Raw genomic sequence first — 18,272 nt, 5'->3', positions numbered from 1 at the left:
TTCGTGATTCAGCCATTACAATATCTCGATATAGCCTTCTGTTCCATGCACACGAATTCGTTGCCCGTCTTTTATCAATTTGGTAGCATTCTCCACTCCGACAACTGCTGGCAAGCCATATTCACGCGCAATAACTGCCCCATGGGTCATTAGTCCACCAACTTCAGTAACTAGGCCTTTTACAGATACAAACAATGGAGTCCAGCTAGGGTCAGTAAATAAGGTAACTAATATATCTCCGTTTTCTAGATCAGCATCCTCTATGTTTAAGATGACACGCGCACGTCCCTCTATAACACCGGAAGAAACCGCTAAACCTACAATAGCTTCAGTTGGGAGGTTTTCTCGTTTATACTTCCCCGCAATGATTTCACCATCAGACGTAATAACACGTGGTGGAGTTAGTTTTTCAAATAATTTGTACTCTTCTTTGCGTTTGCTGATGATCTGGTAATCCATTTTATTTGTGCTTACAACTTCGCATAGTTCTTCAAAAGTGAGGTAGTATATATCTCCTTTTTCAGGAATAACTCCCGCTTGTACTAGTTGTTCTGCTTCTTTCAGTAAAGCTTGTTTATAAACGAAGTAGCGATTAACCATGCCGTAATTTGGGTATTCTCTAAACCCGCTGAAATTCCGGATGAGATCAATCATTCGTTTTGTTTCATTCGCTTTTTGTTCACCATCGGGTAATTGCTTCAATCGATCTAATAGCTCTTGTTCTTTTTTCAAAGCTTCCTGTCGACCTTGCTCAAATTTCCGATGGCCAGCATTAGGTTTAAAGTTTTTGATATTACTGAGAATCATGGGGACAAGTGTAGTTGGTTTTTCGCTCCAACGAGTTCTTGTAAGATCGATTTCTCCGGTACATCGCATTCCGTATTTACTGAGATAGTCATAGAAAGCGTCTTGGGTTTCCTGCCCACCCTCAAAGCTAACCAGTTCATTTAAGAAATTTTCATCTTTAACCTGCTGTAAGTAATCAATGACTTCCGGATAAGGCCGAATCACATCAGCGAGATTGAGTAGCGCCAGACCCATTTCTGAAGTAATATTGCCCTGTACAGATTGAGAAAGCGTATCCGCTGCGTTTTTTTCACCTAACCACTCATTTATTTTTTCATTGATCCATGCTGAGGCATCCATAGCCGCCATAATCACACGCATACTTTGTGGGTTGAATAGAATCTTCTTTAATTGCTGCATATCTTCCAGAATAAAATCAAACAACTCCGCCCCTGATTTGGTTTGAATGATTTGTTGCAACTCTTCTATCGAGGCTTGGTTGCTCTTAATGAGGTCAGAAACGATTGTCGGATCATTTTCGAGTTGTACTTGAGAATCACTAGGTGGCAGGCTTGTATTTCTCTTACTCGGAGTAGAAGCCTTTTCATTATCTGCCGAAAATTTTATAAAATCTTCTCGCTCTACGATGGTTATGAGTGCGTCTTTTATGAGGGGATCAGATTTACCTAAGGCTTCTATGATCATTTCTCTGCTGCCAGATGAAGCAAGACTTGGTGTGACATCAACAAACAATCTTCCGCCAGCTGTACGCATAGGTGCAGGAGTCGTTAACAGGTAAAAGGCCAATCCCAGCGGTTTCATGGGATCTGTCATCATTTGTTGATGACCAACAGATACATAAACGTGGTTTTCTTGATCATTCGCTTCTGGGATGGGGAATAAAGTCGTGATTGGCCGACTCTGGACGATATAAAATGTATCCTCGGCCAAACACCATTCGATATCTTGTGGGCAACCAAAATAAGCTTCAATCTGTCTGCCTATCCTTGCTAATTGTAAAATTTGATGTTCAGTAAGTGTTTGAGTCTCTTGCTGATCGAGTTCGATCTGCCGGGTCTCTGTTCCGCCTTCTTTTAGTCCGTAAATAGCCAATTTTTTGGTTGCTATTCTCTTATCGACAATTTTCTCTTGCTGTACTTTATAACCATCGGCAGATACCAAGCCAGAGACCAGAGCTTCGCCAAGTCCAAAACTGGCATCGATGGATAGCAGTTTCCGGTTAGAAGTAATCGGATCAGCGGTAAATAAAATGCCTGAAGCCTGTGGAAAAACAATCCTTTGAACGATAACGGATAAATAAACTTGACTGTGGTCAAATCCATTTTGCATACGGTAGATTACGGCACGATCCGTAAATAGAGAAGCCCAACATTTGCTGATATGCTGAAGGATTGCTTCTATGCCGATGATATTTAAATAGGTATCTTGTTGACCTGCAAAAGAGGCATGTGGTAAATCTTCAGCGGTCGCACTAGAACGCACTGCATAAGCATGTTCATCACCCAGCTGGGTGAGATAGTGAGAAACTGCCTTCACAACATCGGAAGGAATTTCTGCTTCCACAATGATTTGCCGAATCTTCCTACTGATTTCACCGATTTGATCCCGATCTTCTACTTTTAGCATAGTTAGTTGATCCAACAAAGCATGATACGTTTGGTTCTGTTCGAGGGCTTGGTGATATCCTACTGTTGTAATACAGAATCCTTCTGGTACTTGTATTCCTTCTATTTGTGATAGTTTCCCTAAATTTAACCCTTTTCCGCCAACGAGCAAAAGCTGTGTATTGTCCACTTCCTGAAAACCGAGAACTAAAGAACGCATTTATTATCGCTCCTAACTATTAAATTGAGAAAAAAATTGACAAGAATTTAACGGCATGATAATATAAATATATAAGATGCATTTTTTATGCCTAACTATAGAATTTCAGTCGTGAGTTGATTATATCATCGTGTCTTTTCATATGCAATATATAAGAATCTGATGAGATAAATCAGGTTCTTTTTTTGATTTCAGCTATCATTAGTGTTAAAACAAATAAACCGTAGCCCCTCAAGTGGCCTACGGTTTATTTGCTTTAATATTAGAATGACGTAATAGGGTATATTATAATCCCTTCACTTCAAACTCATAGATCCGCGCTGCCGTATCGGCTCCCTGCGTAGGTTTGAGAATCAATAATTTTACATAGCGGGCTTTTACTAACGCAATTGAATCAGTCGACTCGGCAGCCGAGTTTCCTTGGACGTTGACGACATCCTTCCAGTTCGTTCCGTCACTGCTGACCTGAATCGTATAATCACTGGTATTAAAACCGGACCACTCTCCTCCGCTCTCAGCATGCTTGATAACAAAAGCGCTGAGTTGATGTTCGGCGCCGAGGTCGACCTGAAGCCAATGGGGCAGATTACCAATTGCGCACCATTTACTGTTATCCGTCACTTTACCATCTACGGCGTTAGGTGCACCTTCCTTTTCCCCGCAGGCATGATCGGCTGTTGCAGTTTTACCAAGTGCCAGATTTTTCACTGCTCCAGCTTCCTTACTCACTGTGATGAGCTCTTTTTTCGTAATTGTGTCTTGGCCCGAGCTGTTAGTTGCAGTCAGCGTCACACTATAAACGCCTTCCTGAGCGAACGTCACAACTGGGTTCTTTGATGTGCTGACCGCGGGGCTTCCGCTTTCGAAGGTCCATGACCATCCTTCTGTCACTTCAGTCGACAGGTCGGTGAAGTTTACGCTCTCGCCTGGAGCGACTAGGGTTTGATCAGTTTTGAACTCCGCAGTCGGCTTTGGATAATCCGGCCAGCTGATCTTCACGCTAGAGGATTGACCTTGCTCGTATCTTCCATTGACGGCAACAGCCTTCAATACTGTGATAGTTTCTTTGTCTATTCTTCGCATCTCAGGAACGTAAAACACATGATTTGGTGTTGCACCTATGAACATCTCACTGCCATCTGGAAGCACTCGATAGATTTCGTATTGCTTGACCTGTTGGTCAAGCTGTTTCCACTGTAATCTGGCATCTCCATAAATACCATTGCGAAAATCAGTTTGAGTGACCTTAAGATCGCGAACCGCGGGTAGTGGTTTGATCGGGTCATTAGCATTTTGAATGGAGAGCTGGCCAATTTGAATGTTGTAATTATTAATCGCATTCTTAGAATCAAAATACAGTGACAACGCTACGATCCGTTTCCCTTTGTATGGGGTCAAATTCAATGTTTCAGTTGTCCAGTCTGGCGATGTCTTATCCTTCACATTAAGGAAGATATTTTGATCGGGCTGATCTGCGAATGCAAGACCAACCTTCAGGCTTGGCTTATTTTGTGTTTTGTACGTAATAGACAGCTTTGTGCTTGCTTCGATCTTAAGGTCAGTCTTGTAGAGCTTCAAATGTGTCGCATTGTTAGGGTTCAGCACGCCTGATACCTTCAACGAACTGCCGCCGTAATAGGCATCGGACCAATCGAGCACTGGTGAAAGCGGGGTACCTTTGCTGTCTGCAATCCAGCGCCAGGAGGGAAGAATATCCTGCAGACTCCGGTTGTTCCAGCCTTTATCCCGCACCTGCTTCCCTCTTACAAAATATTTCTGTCCGCTTCCCGTGTTGAAGTTGGTGGTGAAAGGCAGCTCATTGATTGGTGATGATTCGATCACATCGTTAGCGATACCTTTCCAGGCTTGATCACTCGAGGTGTTACTCGGATTCCCGTTTGGACCCACCCAGAATTTATTCTCGCGTACGAAGAAATCTTCCATACTCTCTGCGCTGTTAAAAGCCCAATCGGGGCGGTAAATACCAAGGGAAGTAACGGCAGGATCTTTATCCGGAAACAACAGATTCCAGTTCACCTTTGTATCGTAACCCTTGGCTTCGACATCGATGCCGGCATACAAGTCATAAGGACTTCTGCCCAAGCTTCTAGCCTTCTCTGCCGAGCTTTTAAGATCCTTCCACCAAAAGTTCAGGAACATATTGTCTGTTATTTGCTTTTTATTGTCTTGCAGGAACATCGCATTCTTGTCGTTAAGTGCATTTTGCCAACTAATACTGCCCTCATTAGTCATGGAATCATACCATACGATGTGCATAGAATTTGACTTGTGCGATTCCAGATAACTTAGGAAAGCTTGCATTTGCTGTGCGTCAGCCGGCGTTCCGCCCTCAGTCTCCTGGTTAATAAACCAGCCGTCAAATCCGTAATGGCTCGCAACCTGGATCAACTTGTCAGCAGCAGGAAAGGAGCCGTCACTATTCTGCTGAAGCATCTGCTTGACCCATTCATACTTCCCGCCATATACGGTTGGTGGGAAGAACACCGTTCCGATGATCGGCACGCCATTTTTATGAGCCGCGTCGATCGTATCAGCGCTTGGAGGTACGATGATCCCTTCGCCCGCGGAACCACCCCAATAGACCAGCTTGTCAACATATTGCCAATAGGTAAATGTGTTAGCTTCGAATTTGCTTGAACCCTGCGATGGAACTCCGCTTGTTCCCGGGTTCAGTGCTGATAAAGCCATGACTTTTGGCGCTTTGGTTGCATGAGCGTTGACTCCATCTGCTACAAAACGGTCCTGCAGCGGGACTGTGCTCCGGTTAAATGCCGCATCCGGGTCGGATGCCGGACTCCACTGAAGCAATTGCTCCGGAAACCAATAGGATGAATAAGGCTGTTTCGCGAACGCAGTTGTGGATAAGGCTGCGCACATCACAAGTAAGAATATAAAACCTGCCCCAATCTTTTTCATGCCATACTCCTCCAATCGATTGATTAAATGATTGCGCTTACATTTTATCAAGTTGGACAAAGCTATAGATAGTGGATTAATGGCAAGTTCAGGTGCATTTATTACAGGTCGTCAGCCTAGGCTATAATCCCAGTGGGGAATTCGCTCCTTGAAATTTGATATTTATATACAAAAAGCCGCAATTATGCGGCTATTAAATGTATAGGATAAGGTATAGCGTCAGTTATTACGCTTTTAGGTTTAAAAGAAAATGCCGTGTGTCCTGATAAGCCTCTGTCCAGCCCATCTTAGCATAGAATCGAAGTCCATCGAGTCCCTTAAAATAATAGGCACCGATTAGCCGCTCCTCAAAATTCGGGGTCACTATTCTAGCTTTCTTTTGATAATTTTGATATGTGTTAATGACATCACACCAAGGCATATGCTTGTCGAGAACCGCAAGGTCTATGAGAGAATCGCCATACATGCAATTACCATCAATAATGCCGGTTATCCGTGTTCCGTTGGACAACATATTCCACTGTTGAAAATCTCCGTGTATAAAGCTTCTATTAGATTCATTATAGGGTACGTAGGTCATCAAACGACTATAGATTTCTTCGTATACTTCTCTTTCCAAGCAAGACGTGCGGAAGAGTTCATGCCAATTCTCCCAGAATGTCCCCGTCTGATCTTCCGCATTTACGGCAATGACGAAGTCTTTCCAAGATGAATAGGAACCATTGCCGTCAGGTCCGATCCAACCATAACCGTTAGTTCCCCCAATATCCGTTTCGGCCATTCTTGTTAAAATGCCGATAATTTCCGGCATCAGACGGGTTTGTTCCTCTGCTGTACAATCGGATAGATTGCGACCTTCCATTCGCTCCATGATCAAATAGGTTAACTGATTAGTCCTCCCTAACCCCAAACATTTTGGGAAAGGGATACCTTGGTCGAGTAGCAAATTGGATACAAATTGTTCGGTCTCATATGCTCGTTCCAAATCGCTGAATTTCACAACATAGTCTTTTCCTTCTAAAATAAAAGAAAACACGTTGCTTATATTGCCGCCAGACAACGGTGTAATCTCAGCCGCTCCCTGTCCAAGATGATTCCACAGTACTTTTTCAATTTCACTCATGGTCAATTCCGGTTTTTCGTAAGCCATTTTTACTCCAACTCCTGCTTATTTGAGTCTACTATGAATTTATCCGCAGCATATCAAAAACACCCTCATCCTAAATATCTCGTTCCTCATACTCAAAGGGTTCATCACATGAGTAAATTTCATGAAAAAATCCTACATATGGGATATCGTCTTCTAGACATTTTATACGATATGACAGCTCTTCATCGCATTCCGGGTCTTCACCATTGTTCCGCATTACCTCGAATGCATCAACGATGTTTTCCATGAGGGTTACTTGGATAAACAATGGCAATGTGTCTAACATCGAATCTTCGATCCTGGTCTCGGATCTGTAGCCATCAAGGACTGTTTTAAAATAATCATCCATAAACTGTTTGCGTTTATCAGTGTCTTGTTCAAATTGTATCCAGCCCACTCCAAGTGTCCAGAGATTTGCCAGGTCATACATATACCAACAAAAGCAGGAGTTATCGAAATCAAAAACAGTTATTTGCCCTGTATTAAAATCGATCATATAATTCCCATCGCAGTAATCAAAATGAACCATCCCAAAAGACTCGTGATTCCTGTCCATCCCTTCTAAGGTTGTTAAGAGATCTACCAGTTTCTCCTTCAAAAGAGATAACGAGTCAGGTATTAGCTTATCTATATAATCGGCATTGTATTTATCAAAAAAATCATACCGGGAATGGACAGGTGTATAACCCTTCGACAATTGATGCATTTTCCCAAGAACTTTGCCACAGTTATAATAGTATTCCGTAATAGGAACGCCTTCCCGATACTGATAATTATTTTCCACGAGCATCCCCCCCTTGGCCTTTTCAAACAAGCAGACAAAAAAGGTATGATTATTAAGAGTTAACGTTTCCAGCAGATTCCCCTTCTGGGAGTTGACCACATTCGAAACACTGCCGCCATGCTCGTACAAATACCTGATATATTCCACTTCACCCAAAATATCTTCTCGGCTTCTGTCACTTAAGAAGGCAATTCTGATTATTTTTGCTTCAGAATCAGCTTTATCACAGTTATATGCGACATTCCGTCCTCCTTCATGTGCATTGATAAGCCTGATTTCATAACCTTCCAATCCGTACAATTCCATCACTAATGGAAGTAAGTGTGTATCAGCGATTTTAATAACCTCGTTATAATTCAGAATATCTCTCCTCTCAACTTCTTCAATATATGGATAGTTTACCAGTTCCAGCTGATAAACTGGATGGAGAAAACAACTATAACTGAACTATCCTGCTTCATTAGGTCATCGTTCCTAGGTACACACAAATTAAAATATCTTGGTCATGGTTACCGAATCCAGCCCCATAAAGTGTCAAACCACCAACATTAACAGCCTTCTCGTCAACTGCGAAACGAAGCGTCCAGAATTGTTCCCGTAGCAAAATATCTGCGACAGTAATGTCCGACATCCTTTCTTCATCAATAAATGTGCCCGAAGTGTCAATGCGGATCGTCTTCAATAACCCGTATTGATTTACATTCCGATGCCACCAATCCGGAGTATATATGCCTCGTGCCGCTCTTCCAAAGTCTGCCGGACTGGTCCAAGTTCCAAGCTTCACACCGTTAAAAAAGAACTCAATATCCGAAGGCCAATGATCTTTCAAGCCTGGCGCTTCAGAAGCAATTTCCATTGAAATCTCGATGGCCTCGGGCATTTGACCGGGAAGTAAGTAGTTAGGCGTTTTGTACTCTACGTAACCTCTCCCAAACCACAAAATGCCGGCGTTGACCCGCTCGGGATCGAGAAAATAGCGGGGATCGTCCCAAACCCCAATTTCTTTCTCTTGTGTCCCAAGACCACATGTAGGATGGACATCAAACGAGGTATAATGACCGACTGAAATGGTCTGCTCTCTGATCCTCGGAGTTTGAGTGGCAGTGGGGAGTTCGATTTCAACTCTTTTTTGTTTAAGGAAGCACATTTTGTGTGTTCCTCCGTTTAGGCGTATCCTGTGACTTCCTGTAAGTCCAGCTTGTTCGAGCTTTCGGATATGCATAGTAACTATGGAAGGGCTAAGCTCTAACTTAGCCGCGATCTCCTTCACATTCATTTCATTATCTGCAATGAGGCTCATAATCCTCCATCTGACTTCGCTTGCCAGCGCTTCATACAACGACATGAATTTTGCTTCGCCGTTTGCTTTGATCATCATCATAATCACCTGACCTGTGCTTATTGAAATTACATATATATTAATTTAATAAATATAACGTATATCTTCAACCCTGATTCATTGAAAACCTATAAGCAATAGTGTTTAATTTTCTTAGTAGTTAAATATATTGAATTCTTATTTATATGAATTTATTAATGAGGTGGAGAAATGAAATACAATAACCCGGTCATCAAAGGGTTTTATCCTGATCCCAGTGCATGTAAAGTTGAAGACACTTATTATTTGGTTTGCAGTTCCTTTCAATATTTTCCCGGTGTTCCGATTTTTGAAAGTAAAGATTTAATTAATTGGACCCAAATCGGTCATTGCTTAACCCGAAAAAACCAGATTCAACTGGATACTGTGGACAGCTCCGGTGGTGTATTCGCCCCCACCCTGCGGTACAATAATGGACGATTCTACATGACGACCACTAATGACACTTTGCGCCAGAACTTTTATGTCTGGACTGACAATATTTACGGCGAATGGTCTGATCCGATTAATGTAAATCAAGGCGGTATTGATCCGGATTTGTATTTTGAAGACGGCAAAACATATTTCATGAGTAATGGGACAGACGATTACGGAGTTAATGGTATAGTCCAATGTGAAATTGAAATTGAAACCGGGCAGAAGCTGTCGCCAAGCCGTTCAATCTGGCAAGGATCCGGTGGGCGTTATTTGGAGAGTCCTCATTTATACAAAATTAATGGACAATACTATCTGCTAGCAGCTGAGGGCGGAACCGAATATGGGCATATGGTTACTTATGCAAGAGGCAATTCTCCTACTGGTCCATTCAAAGCCTACCCGCATAACCCCGTATTGACTAATCGAAATTTAGGCGGTTACGAGCTTCAGGGAGTTGGACATGGAGATTTGGTACAAGACCATGAGGGGGATTGGTGGCTGTTACATCTTGGATTCCGGCAGACTGGCCAGTATCTTACCTATCACCATTTGGGGCGCGAGGTTTTTCTAACTCCGATTACCTTTGGCGAGGAGGGATGGTTTACAGCAGGTCATGAAGGTACCACTCTTATAAGTTTCGAGACTGATCGTATTGCGGACAAAGTCATTCAGCAGGAGAAAAGAGTCTTTACGTTCGAGAACACAGATTGGAATTTGGACTGGTGTTACCTGCGTCACCCGGTTACAGAAAATTATAGGTTAGAAGCTGATAAAATAAAGCTTAAAGGAACTGCTGTAACGTTAGATATCCCGGCTACCCCGACATTTATTGGTATTCGTCAAAAAGACTTTAACGCAATTATTTCATGCGAAGTCAGCCTTACGAATGGTGAAGCCGGAATTACACTTTACATGGACGAAAATCACCATTATGACTTGGCCTTGCGTAAACATCCAGAGGGTTATGAGATTATCGAACGGCTGAATATCGGAGATATCAAATCCATTGAAAAAACAAAAAATATAGGTCAGTGCAACCATGCTTCATTAGTTGTCAAAAGCAGTCCAACGCATTATCACTTTTATATCCAGGTAGACGGTACTGAGATCTTATTCGGAGCTGCGCAAACCAAATATCTATCCTCTGAAATAGCCGGAGGATTCACAGGTGTGCTTATTGGTTTGTACGCCACTGGAGAAGACCAAGATTATAATGCGATATTCACAAATTTTAGCTGCCTTTATTCTTAAACCTCCAAATTAGAATGAACTGTACAAGGCTAAGGGTGTTCTTATAAATAAAAGAGGGGTTAACCCCTTAATTATGGTTAACCCCTCTTTTATCAAAACCTACAAGATCCTAAGAAAAATTAGATATCCAGCTTCCTGGTACTTAACGCTTTTACCATTACAGGATCTCTATGTGAAAAGAACAAACTCTCTTTTGTGTCTAACAGCGCAATTTGTTCTATATCCTCTGAGTTTAATTCAAAATCAAAGATATTAAAGTTTTCAATTATTCTTTCTTTCCGGACAGACTTTGGAATCACAACAACTCCTCTTTGCGTCAACCAGCGTAAAACCACTTGGGCAACAGATTTATTATATTTTTGAGCTATTGATACTAAAACTTCGTTCTGGAACATGTTGTTTTTACCTTCAGCAAATGGACCCCATGATTCAATCTGAACATTGTTTTCTTTCATGAATGCAGCACTTTCAATTTGTTGGCAGAAGGGATGTGTCTCAACTTGATTAACGGCAGGTGTTACTTCATTATGAATAATCAAATCAATCAGACGATCGTTCTGGAAGTTACTTACGCCAATCGCTCTGATTTTTCCTTCACGGTACAATTCCTCCAGCGCCCGCCAAGAACCATGCACATCGCCAAATGGCTGATGAATTAAATACAAATCCAAATAATCAAGTTGCAATCTTGAAAGGGATTTTTCAAATGCTTCCTTTGTACGTTCGTATCCTGTATCTTGAACCCATAATTTCGTAGTAATAAATAGATCCTCTCTTGGTACTCCACTCCGTTTGAGGGCTCTTCCCACCGCTTCTTCGTTTAGGTATGAGGCTGCGGTATCTATCAGTCGATAACCTGACATGATCGCATCGTAAACAGCTTGTTCACATTCAGCTTCATCTTGAATTTGAAAAACCCCAAAACCAAGTATCGGCATTTCAACACCATTGTTCAAAATAACTTTTTGCATAAAAAATCCTCCTATTAGTTGATGATATAGCTCTATTTAAAAGTGTGAACTATCAATATCCATTTTAGACAAAGCTTCATTTAGACTATCTACATCTTCCTTTGTTAATTTGAGATCAGCTCCATATAGGTTTTCTTCTAATCTGTTTAATTTTGTAGTGCCTGGAATTGGAATGATATATGGTTTTTGAGCTAATTCCCACGCGAGTACGACTTGAGCTGGTGTTGCATTTTTACTTTTTGCAACTTGAGTAATTAAATCTAATAACACTTGATTATGATCAATCACATCAGGTTTGAATCTTCCCATGAAACTTCGATAGTCACCTTCATCATATTTGGTTTCCTTGGTATATTTACCACTTAAGAAACCATTTCCTAATGGACTGTAAGCGATAAAAGCAATTCCTAACTCTTCACAAAGCTCAAACAACTCTTTTTCCGGTTCACGCCACATCATGGAGTACTGATTTTGGGTTGCAGTAATCGAACATACAGCATGTGCTCGTTTCATATAATCAATCGGTGCATTAGAGACTCCCCATGTTTTAATCTTCCCTTCAGCTATTAAATCTTTCATTGTTTCTGCGACAGCTTCAGGTTCGACATTCGGATCCACTCGGTGCTGATAATATAAATCAATGCAATTGACCTTCAACCTTTTTAATGAGCCTTCTATTTGCTCACGAATAGAATCTGGTGTGCTATTCAAAATAAGTTGAGGTTGACCGTCTACAGCTTCTTGTCCTAAAATTCCAAATTTAGTTGCAATCACAACTTGATCTCTTAGTGTTGCAAGGGCTTCGCCTACTAATTCCTCATTGGAATCTCCATAAAAAGCAGCAGTATCAAAGAAATTACATCCTAGTTCAACTGCTCTGCGAATTAATTTAACCATTTCATTACGATCGGCTGGCTTTCCATAGGCATGATCCATTCCCATACAGCCAAGCCCTATTGCCGAAACTTCCAAGCCACTATTTCCTAATTTACGCATTTGCATCTGTGATCTTCCTTTCGCATGAAGTTCAGTCAAAGTTCAACGTTCGACGTAGTCTGCATTATTTTCAGCACGTTAATCCAGCTAAATTAGTTTGGGTACTATTTTAGTATGCAACAATTTTTCACAAAACAGATATCATAATAGTATTAAATCATTGCCTATTCCTCTCATTTCATTGAATCCTCCCTATGTATGAGTCACTTTATATCGACTACAAGGATTTCAAACCAAATCTTAAGATTAGATAAATATTGATTCTGCTCCCTTTAAAACAAATTCCCCACAGGTAATAATGGATACAAACCTACTATTGGAGTGAACAGTAATGATTAACATACTCGTAGTTGAAGATGATAAGCATGTAAGAAGACTTCTTGAAGCTGTTCTGAAACGCGAAGGATATGATGTTGTAACAGCTGAAGACGGAGTTAAAGCTTTGGAGGTCCTTGATTCACAGCATATTGATCTAATCATTCTGGATATCATGATGCCTAATATGGATGGTTATGAATTCGCCAAGGAAGTAAGAGATGCCGATAGCTTGGTCCCCATTCTTATGGCTACAGCAAAACAGCTGCCTGAAGATAAGAAAAAGGGGTTCCGGATTGGAACTGATGATTATATGACCAAACCCATTGATACCGAAGAAATGCTGCTCAGAATCCAAGCGCTGCTTCGCCGTTCGCAAATCGCAAGTGCCCGTAAATTAGTAGTGGGTAAAGTGATCCTTGATTATGACGCATTGACAGTAACCCGGGAGGACGAGAAACAAACGCTTCCGCAAAAAGAATTCTATTTGTTGTATAAGTTGTTGTCCTATCCTGAACGGATTTTCACGCGCATCCAGCTTATGGACGAGATATGGGGCATGGAAAGTGAAAGTACGGATACAACCGTTAATGTGCATATCAATCGTTTGCGGAAACGGTTTGACGCTTATCCAGAGTTTGAACTGGTTTCCGTCAGAGGTCTTGGATACAAGGCGGTGCGAAGCCAGTGAGCAAAATAAGTAACAAGCTCAGCAACAGAATCAGCCTTCCCATCTATTTTTCTCTTATCATATTTTTCATCTTTCTTATTACCGTTGTGATTACAGGACTACTCTTCTTTCTCGCACAGGTTTTTGGTTTGTTGAACGAAGAGCTTGCCCAGGATGGATTCGTACTACCCATAATGGTATTAATCGCTTGTACAATTATCGGTACCACGATATCAGCCATCACAAGCCGGAAAATGGTAAAATCCATCCGGATATTTATAGAGGCCACAGAGCGTCTTGCCAGTGGTGACTTCTCCATGCGGCTCCAGCTCAAAAGCCCGCCAGAGTTTGAAATTCTATCAGAGAACTTTAACCGTATGGCTGAAGAGCTTGGGGGTATCGAAATTCTGCGAACTGATTTTGTAAACAATTTTTCCCATGAATTCAAAACACCGATTGTATCTATTAAAGGGTTTGCTGAAGTCTTAAAGAATGATGATCTTACTAAAGAGGAACGTGATGAATATCTAGATATTGTCATTGAGGAATCGACCAGACTTGCCTCCCTTGCTTCGAATGTACTGGAGCTGACGCAGGTTGAGACGCAAAAGATTCTGACAAACAAAATGCGGTTTAATGTTGGGGAACAAATTCGCCAGTCTGTGCTTTTACTGGCTGCCAAATTTGAGAAGAAGCACCTGAAGCTGAATGTTAATATTCAGGATTATGAACTCTCCGGCAACAAAGAGCTTTTAAATCAAGTTTGGTTAAATTTATTGGATAACGCGATCAAATTCACTCCTGAGCATGGTGAAATTGAAGTTAAGATGAAGAAAAACGATGATAACCTGGTGATTCTAGTTCATGACTGCGGAATCGGTATTCATCCTGAGGCTCTTCCCAAGATATTCGATAAATTTTATCAGCAGGATACTTCCCACTCGACTGCAGGCAATGGACTTGGATTAGCAATTGTTAAAAAAATCATTCATCTACACCATGGAACCATTTCTTGCGAAAGCATTCCATTACAAGGAACCACATTTACAGTTACGATTCCGATTGGAATGTAGTACGAGCCCTGGAGAACCTCATCGTTCTTTCAGGGTTTTTTTATTTTTCAGAAAAGTTAACTTTCAGTTTATCTTCTTTCGTTATCATTTTAGCAACGCCACATAAAGGAGTCAGATGTATGGTAACTATACTTAAGTACTTAAAACCGAAGGAATGGGCCCTAATCGGTATCAGCATCCTATTCATTGTCACACAGGTATGGCTGGATCTGGAATTGCCCGGTTATATGAGCGAGATTACTCGTCTTGTACAGATACCAGGGAGTGAAATGAGCGAAATCATTGCAGCCGGAGGCTGGATGTTGCTCTGTGCCCTCGGCAGCTTAGCTACATCAATCATAGTGGCAGGGATCGCCGCTAAAATTGCCGCTAACTTCTCTTCAAGATTACGCTCTAAATTGTTTGATAAGGTACAATCTTTTTCTATGGAAGAAATCAACAACTTCTCTACAGCTAGTTTAATTACCCGTTCAACGAATGACATTACGCAAGTGCAAATGCTGATTGTCATTGGTCTGCAACTGCTGGTGAAGGCTCCCATCCTTGCCGTTTGGGCAATGCTCAAAATTACAGGCAAGAGTTGGCAGTGGTCGCTTGCTACCGGTGTCGCCATTGGGGTATTGATTCTTATTGTCGGCATAGTGATCGTGCTAGTGCTTCCGAAATTCCAAAAATTGCAGCAACTGACTGATAATCTTAATCGTGTTGCAAGAGAGAATCTTACCGGCCTTCGTGTCATTCGTGCGTATAATGCGGAAAGTTACCAGGAAGATAAATTTAGCGTAGCCAACAGCGAGCTTACCCGAACGAATTTATTCGCCAATAATGTACTATCCATGATGATGCCAAGTATTTCTCTGATTATGAGCGGTTTAAGTCTCGCAATATATTGGATTGGTGCTATTTTGATTCAAAATGCCAATGGTACGGCGAAGATGGGCTTATTTTCAGATATGATTGTCTTCTCATCCTATGCAATGCAGGTGGTTATGGCATTCATGATGCTGATCATGATTTTTATCCTGATGCCTCGTGCCCATGTATCCGCTAAAAGAATCAATGAAGTGCTGGATACTAAGCCAAGCTTAGAGAACGGATCACTTACTTCCTCCAAGGCAAATCGGTTGGGTGAGGTCGAATTCAAAAATGTCAGCTTTAAATATCCGGATGCAGAAGAATACGTTATTGAAGATATCAGCTTTACGGTGAAAAAAGGAGAAACTGTAGCCTTCATCGGTTCAACCGGATGCGGAAAAAGTACCGTCGTGAACCTGATTCCTCGCTTTTATGATGCTACAGCAGGTGAAGTGTTGGTGGATGGAATTAATGTTAACCAATATGAGCAAACTGCACTGCGCAATAAAATGGGATATGTATCTCAGAAAGCGATTTTGTTTGGCGGCACGGTGAGCTCTAATGTTGCTTTTGGCGATAATGGCAGTGATCTGTCCTCGGATGTTGTTGATGCCATTTACACCTCTCAAGCTTCAGATTTTGTTGAAAAGATGGAAGGAAGCTACGAGGCTCATGTCTCTCAAGGCGGTACGAACTTGTCTGGCGGTCAAAAACAACGTCTTTCCATTGCCCGAGCCATTGCCCGTCGTCCTGAAATATTAATCTTCGACGATTCCTTCTCAGCGCTTGATTATAAGACGGATCGCAAATTGCGAAGTGAATTGAAGAAAAAATCCAGCGGTACAACGATACTAATCGTTGCCCAACGTATCGGTACAATCAAAGATGCAGACAAAATCATTGTACTGGAAGCCGGACGAATGGCAGGCATGGGAACACATGATGAATTGATGCAGACCTGTGATGTCTACCAAGAGATTGCTTACTCACAACTTTCAAAGGAGGAGCTAGCTTAATGAACAAAAGCAAAGAGCAACTCAACACGTGGAGCAAACTTCTCCACTATTGCAGAAAATATATCCCTGTAGTTCTTATAGCTATTATTAGTGCAGCAATCGGTACGGTTCTGACTCTGCTTGGACCGGATAAGCTTTCGGAGATGACAGACTTGATCACGGCCGGCCTCGTCACCGGAATTGATATGGAAGCAGTAACTTCTATCGGCCTTTTCCTTGTATTTATCTATATCCTTAGCGCTGTGTTATCTTTGGTACAAGGATTAATTATGTCCGCAGTTACGCAAAAGGTCTCCAAAAACTTAAGAGCCGATCTCTCACGCAAAATGAACAAACTTCCGATCTCTTATTATAATAATTCTACAACCGGTGACATCCTGTCCCGGGTTACCAACGATGTGGATACGATCGGGCAAGCTTTAAACCAAAGCGTCGGCACACTGGTAACTGCCCTTGCCCTCTTTACGGGATCCATCATCATGATGTTCAAAACAAATGTGATCATGACTATTACGGCGGTTGTTGCAACTATCATTGGCTTTGGCCTCATAGCGGCAATTATGAAAAAATCCCAAAAGTATTTTCAAAGTCAGCAAGAATACTTAGGGAAAATCAATGGCCATGTGGAGGAAGTATATACAGGACATACTGTAGTGAAAGCCTACAATGGTGAATCGCAAATGCGCAATACATTTGAATCCCTGAATATGAATCTTAAAGATAGTGCATTTAAAGCGCAGTTCCTCTCCGGTCTTATGATGCCGATTATGATGTTTATAGGCAATCTAGGTTTTGTGGCCGTTTGTGTAGTTGGTGCTGTACTTGCTATGAACGGAACGATATCCTTTGGGGTCATTGTAGCCTTTATACTGTATGTCCGTTACTTTACACAACCGCTCTCTCAGATTGCTCAAGCCGCACAAAGTCTGCAATCGGCTTCCGCGGCAAGCAAACGTGTCTTTGAGTTCCTCGATGCTGACGAAATGGACAATGAAAGTCATAAAGAAAGACATCTTAAAACTGCTGTGGGCAAAGTTGATTTTGAACATGTGCAATTTGCTTATGAAAATTCAGATAAACTTGTGATTAAAGATTTTTCTGCAGAGATTAAGCCTGGGCAAAAAATTGCTATAGTCGGTCCTACCGGCGCAGGTAAAACTACACTGATAAATCTTCTAATACGGTTTAATGAATTAAAGGGCGGAGAAATATATATTGATGATACCCCCATCAGCAGCTTAACAAGAGAAAACATCCATGATCTATTCTGTATGGTCTTGCAGGACACCTGGCTTTTTGAGGGCACTATCAGGGAAAATCTAGTGTACAACAAAACAGGTGTAACCGATAAAGAAGTTGAAGATGCTTGTAAGTCGGTAGGCTTGCATCATTTCATTCAGACCTTAAGTGCCGGTTATAATACCATACTAAATGACAAAGTTAATTTATCCACGGGCCAAAAGCAACAGCTTACGATCGCCCGCGCGATGCTCAAAAATGCCCCAATGCTCATCCTCGATGAAGCTACAAGCTCAGTCGATACAAGAACAGAGCTCTTGATTCAGCAGGCAATGGATAAGCTCATGGAGGGAAGAACCTCTTTTGTTATTGCGCATAGACTCTCAACCATTAAGAACGCCGATGTGATTCTGGTTCTGAAGGAAGGCGATATCCTTGAAAGCGGCAGCCACGAAGAACTACTTGCCAAAAATGGTTTTTATGCGGAGCTTTATAATAGCCAATTCGACCAAGCCTCTTAAAGCCTAGTTGACACTGTGAATTAAATAACGAAAGTCAAAAGGACCTACTCATTGTTCTTATCCAGAAC

Annotated in this window: 12 protein-coding genes; 5 read left to right on the top strand and 7 right to left on the bottom strand. The window is 41.7% G+C overall.

Annotated features, from left to right (window positions below; all coding sequences use genetic code 11):
• Window positions 1-15: 15 nt before the first annotated feature.
• The 5 genes from ppsA to NYE58_RS18690 form a co-directional block, all read right to left on the bottom strand.
• Window positions 16-2,631 (bottom strand): phosphoenolpyruvate synthase, encoded by a 2,616-nt coding sequence (ppsA, locus tag NYE58_RS18710; RefSeq protein ID WP_341002623.1) that lies wholly within the window; start codon window positions 2,629-2,631, stop codon window positions 16-18.
• Between the two features lie 285 nt (window positions 2,632-2,916).
• Window positions 2,917-5,568 (bottom strand): endo-beta-N-acetylglucosaminidase, encoded by a 2,652-nt coding sequence (locus tag NYE58_RS18705; protein WP_341002621.1) that lies wholly within the window; start codon window positions 5,566-5,568, stop codon window positions 2,917-2,919.
• Window positions 5,569-5,794: 226 nt separating this feature from the next.
• A complete protein-coding gene (locus NYE58_RS18700; RefSeq protein WP_341002619.1) occupies window positions 5,795-6,718 on the bottom strand; it encodes an aminoglycoside phosphotransferase family protein in 924 nt (307 codons plus the stop codon).
• A 70-nt stretch (window positions 6,719-6,788) separates the two neighbouring features.
• Complete coding sequence (locus NYE58_RS18695) at window positions 6,789-7,808, bottom strand: phosphotransferase enzyme family protein (protein WP_341002617.1); 1,020 nt, start codon at window positions 7,806-7,808, stop codon at window positions 6,789-6,791.
• A 154-nt stretch (window positions 7,809-7,962) separates the two neighbouring features.
• Window positions 7,963-8,877 (bottom strand): ArsR/SmtB family transcription factor, encoded by a 915-nt coding sequence (locus NYE58_RS18690; RefSeq protein ID WP_341002615.1) that lies wholly within the window; start codon window positions 8,875-8,877, stop codon window positions 7,963-7,965.
• A 174-nt stretch (window positions 8,878-9,051) separates the two neighbouring features.
• Here NYE58_RS18690 and NYE58_RS18685 point away from each other — a divergent pair, with 174 nt between their 5' ends.
• Window positions 9,052-10,548, top strand: coding sequence for a glycoside hydrolase family 43 protein (locus tag NYE58_RS18685; protein ID WP_341002613.1), 1,497 nt, complete (start codon window positions 9,052-9,054; stop codon window positions 10,546-10,548).
• Between the two features lie 119 nt (window positions 10,549-10,667).
• On the opposite strand, the gene NYE58_RS18680 is transcribed toward NYE58_RS18685, so the two are convergent.
• Window positions 10,668-11,519: an aldo/keto reductase gene (locus NYE58_RS18680; RefSeq protein WP_111504194.1), complete on the bottom strand. Its 852-nt coding sequence runs from the start codon at window positions 11,517-11,519 to the stop codon at window positions 10,668-10,670.
• Window positions 11,520-11,555: 36 nt separating this feature from the next.
• Entirely contained in the window at window positions 11,556-12,521 is a 966-nt protein-coding gene (locus tag NYE58_RS18675) for an aldo/keto reductase (RefSeq protein WP_341002610.1), read from the bottom strand.
• Between the two features lie 325 nt (window positions 12,522-12,846).
• Here NYE58_RS18675 and NYE58_RS18670 point away from each other — a divergent pair, with 325 nt between their 5' ends.
• The 4 genes from NYE58_RS18670 (at window position 12,847) to NYE58_RS18655 (ending at window position 18,204) form a co-directional block, all read left to right on the top strand.
• Window positions 12,847-13,521 (top strand): response regulator transcription factor, encoded by a 675-nt coding sequence (locus NYE58_RS18670; RefSeq protein WP_036677195.1) that lies wholly within the window; start codon window positions 12,847-12,849, stop codon window positions 13,519-13,521.
• Entirely contained in the window at window positions 13,518-14,573 is a 1,056-nt protein-coding gene (locus NYE58_RS18665) for a HAMP domain-containing sensor histidine kinase (RefSeq protein WP_081387692.1), read from the top strand. Before NYE58_RS18670 ends, NYE58_RS18665 begins: the two co-directional genes overlap by 4 nt.
• A gap of 119 nt (window positions 14,574-14,692) precedes the next feature.
• Window positions 14,693-16,444: an ABC transporter ATP-binding protein gene (locus NYE58_RS18660; protein ID WP_076130605.1), complete on the top strand. Its 1,752-nt coding sequence runs from the start codon at window positions 14,693-14,695 to the stop codon at window positions 16,442-16,444.
• Window positions 16,444-18,204 (top strand): ABC transporter ATP-binding protein, encoded by a 1,761-nt coding sequence (locus NYE58_RS18655; RefSeq protein ID WP_036677200.1) that lies wholly within the window; start codon window positions 16,444-16,446, stop codon window positions 18,202-18,204. Before NYE58_RS18660 ends, NYE58_RS18655 begins: the two co-directional genes overlap by 1 nt.
• The last annotated feature ends 68 nt before the right edge of the window (window positions 18,205-18,272 follow it).

Source organism: Paenibacillus sp. FSL L8-0708 (assembly GCF_038009325.1).
Taxonomy (GTDB): domain Bacteria; phylum Bacillota; class Bacilli; order Paenibacillales; family Paenibacillaceae; genus Paenibacillus_AQ; species Paenibacillus_AQ odorifer.
This window is presented reverse-complemented; position numbering and strand designations above follow the sequence as displayed.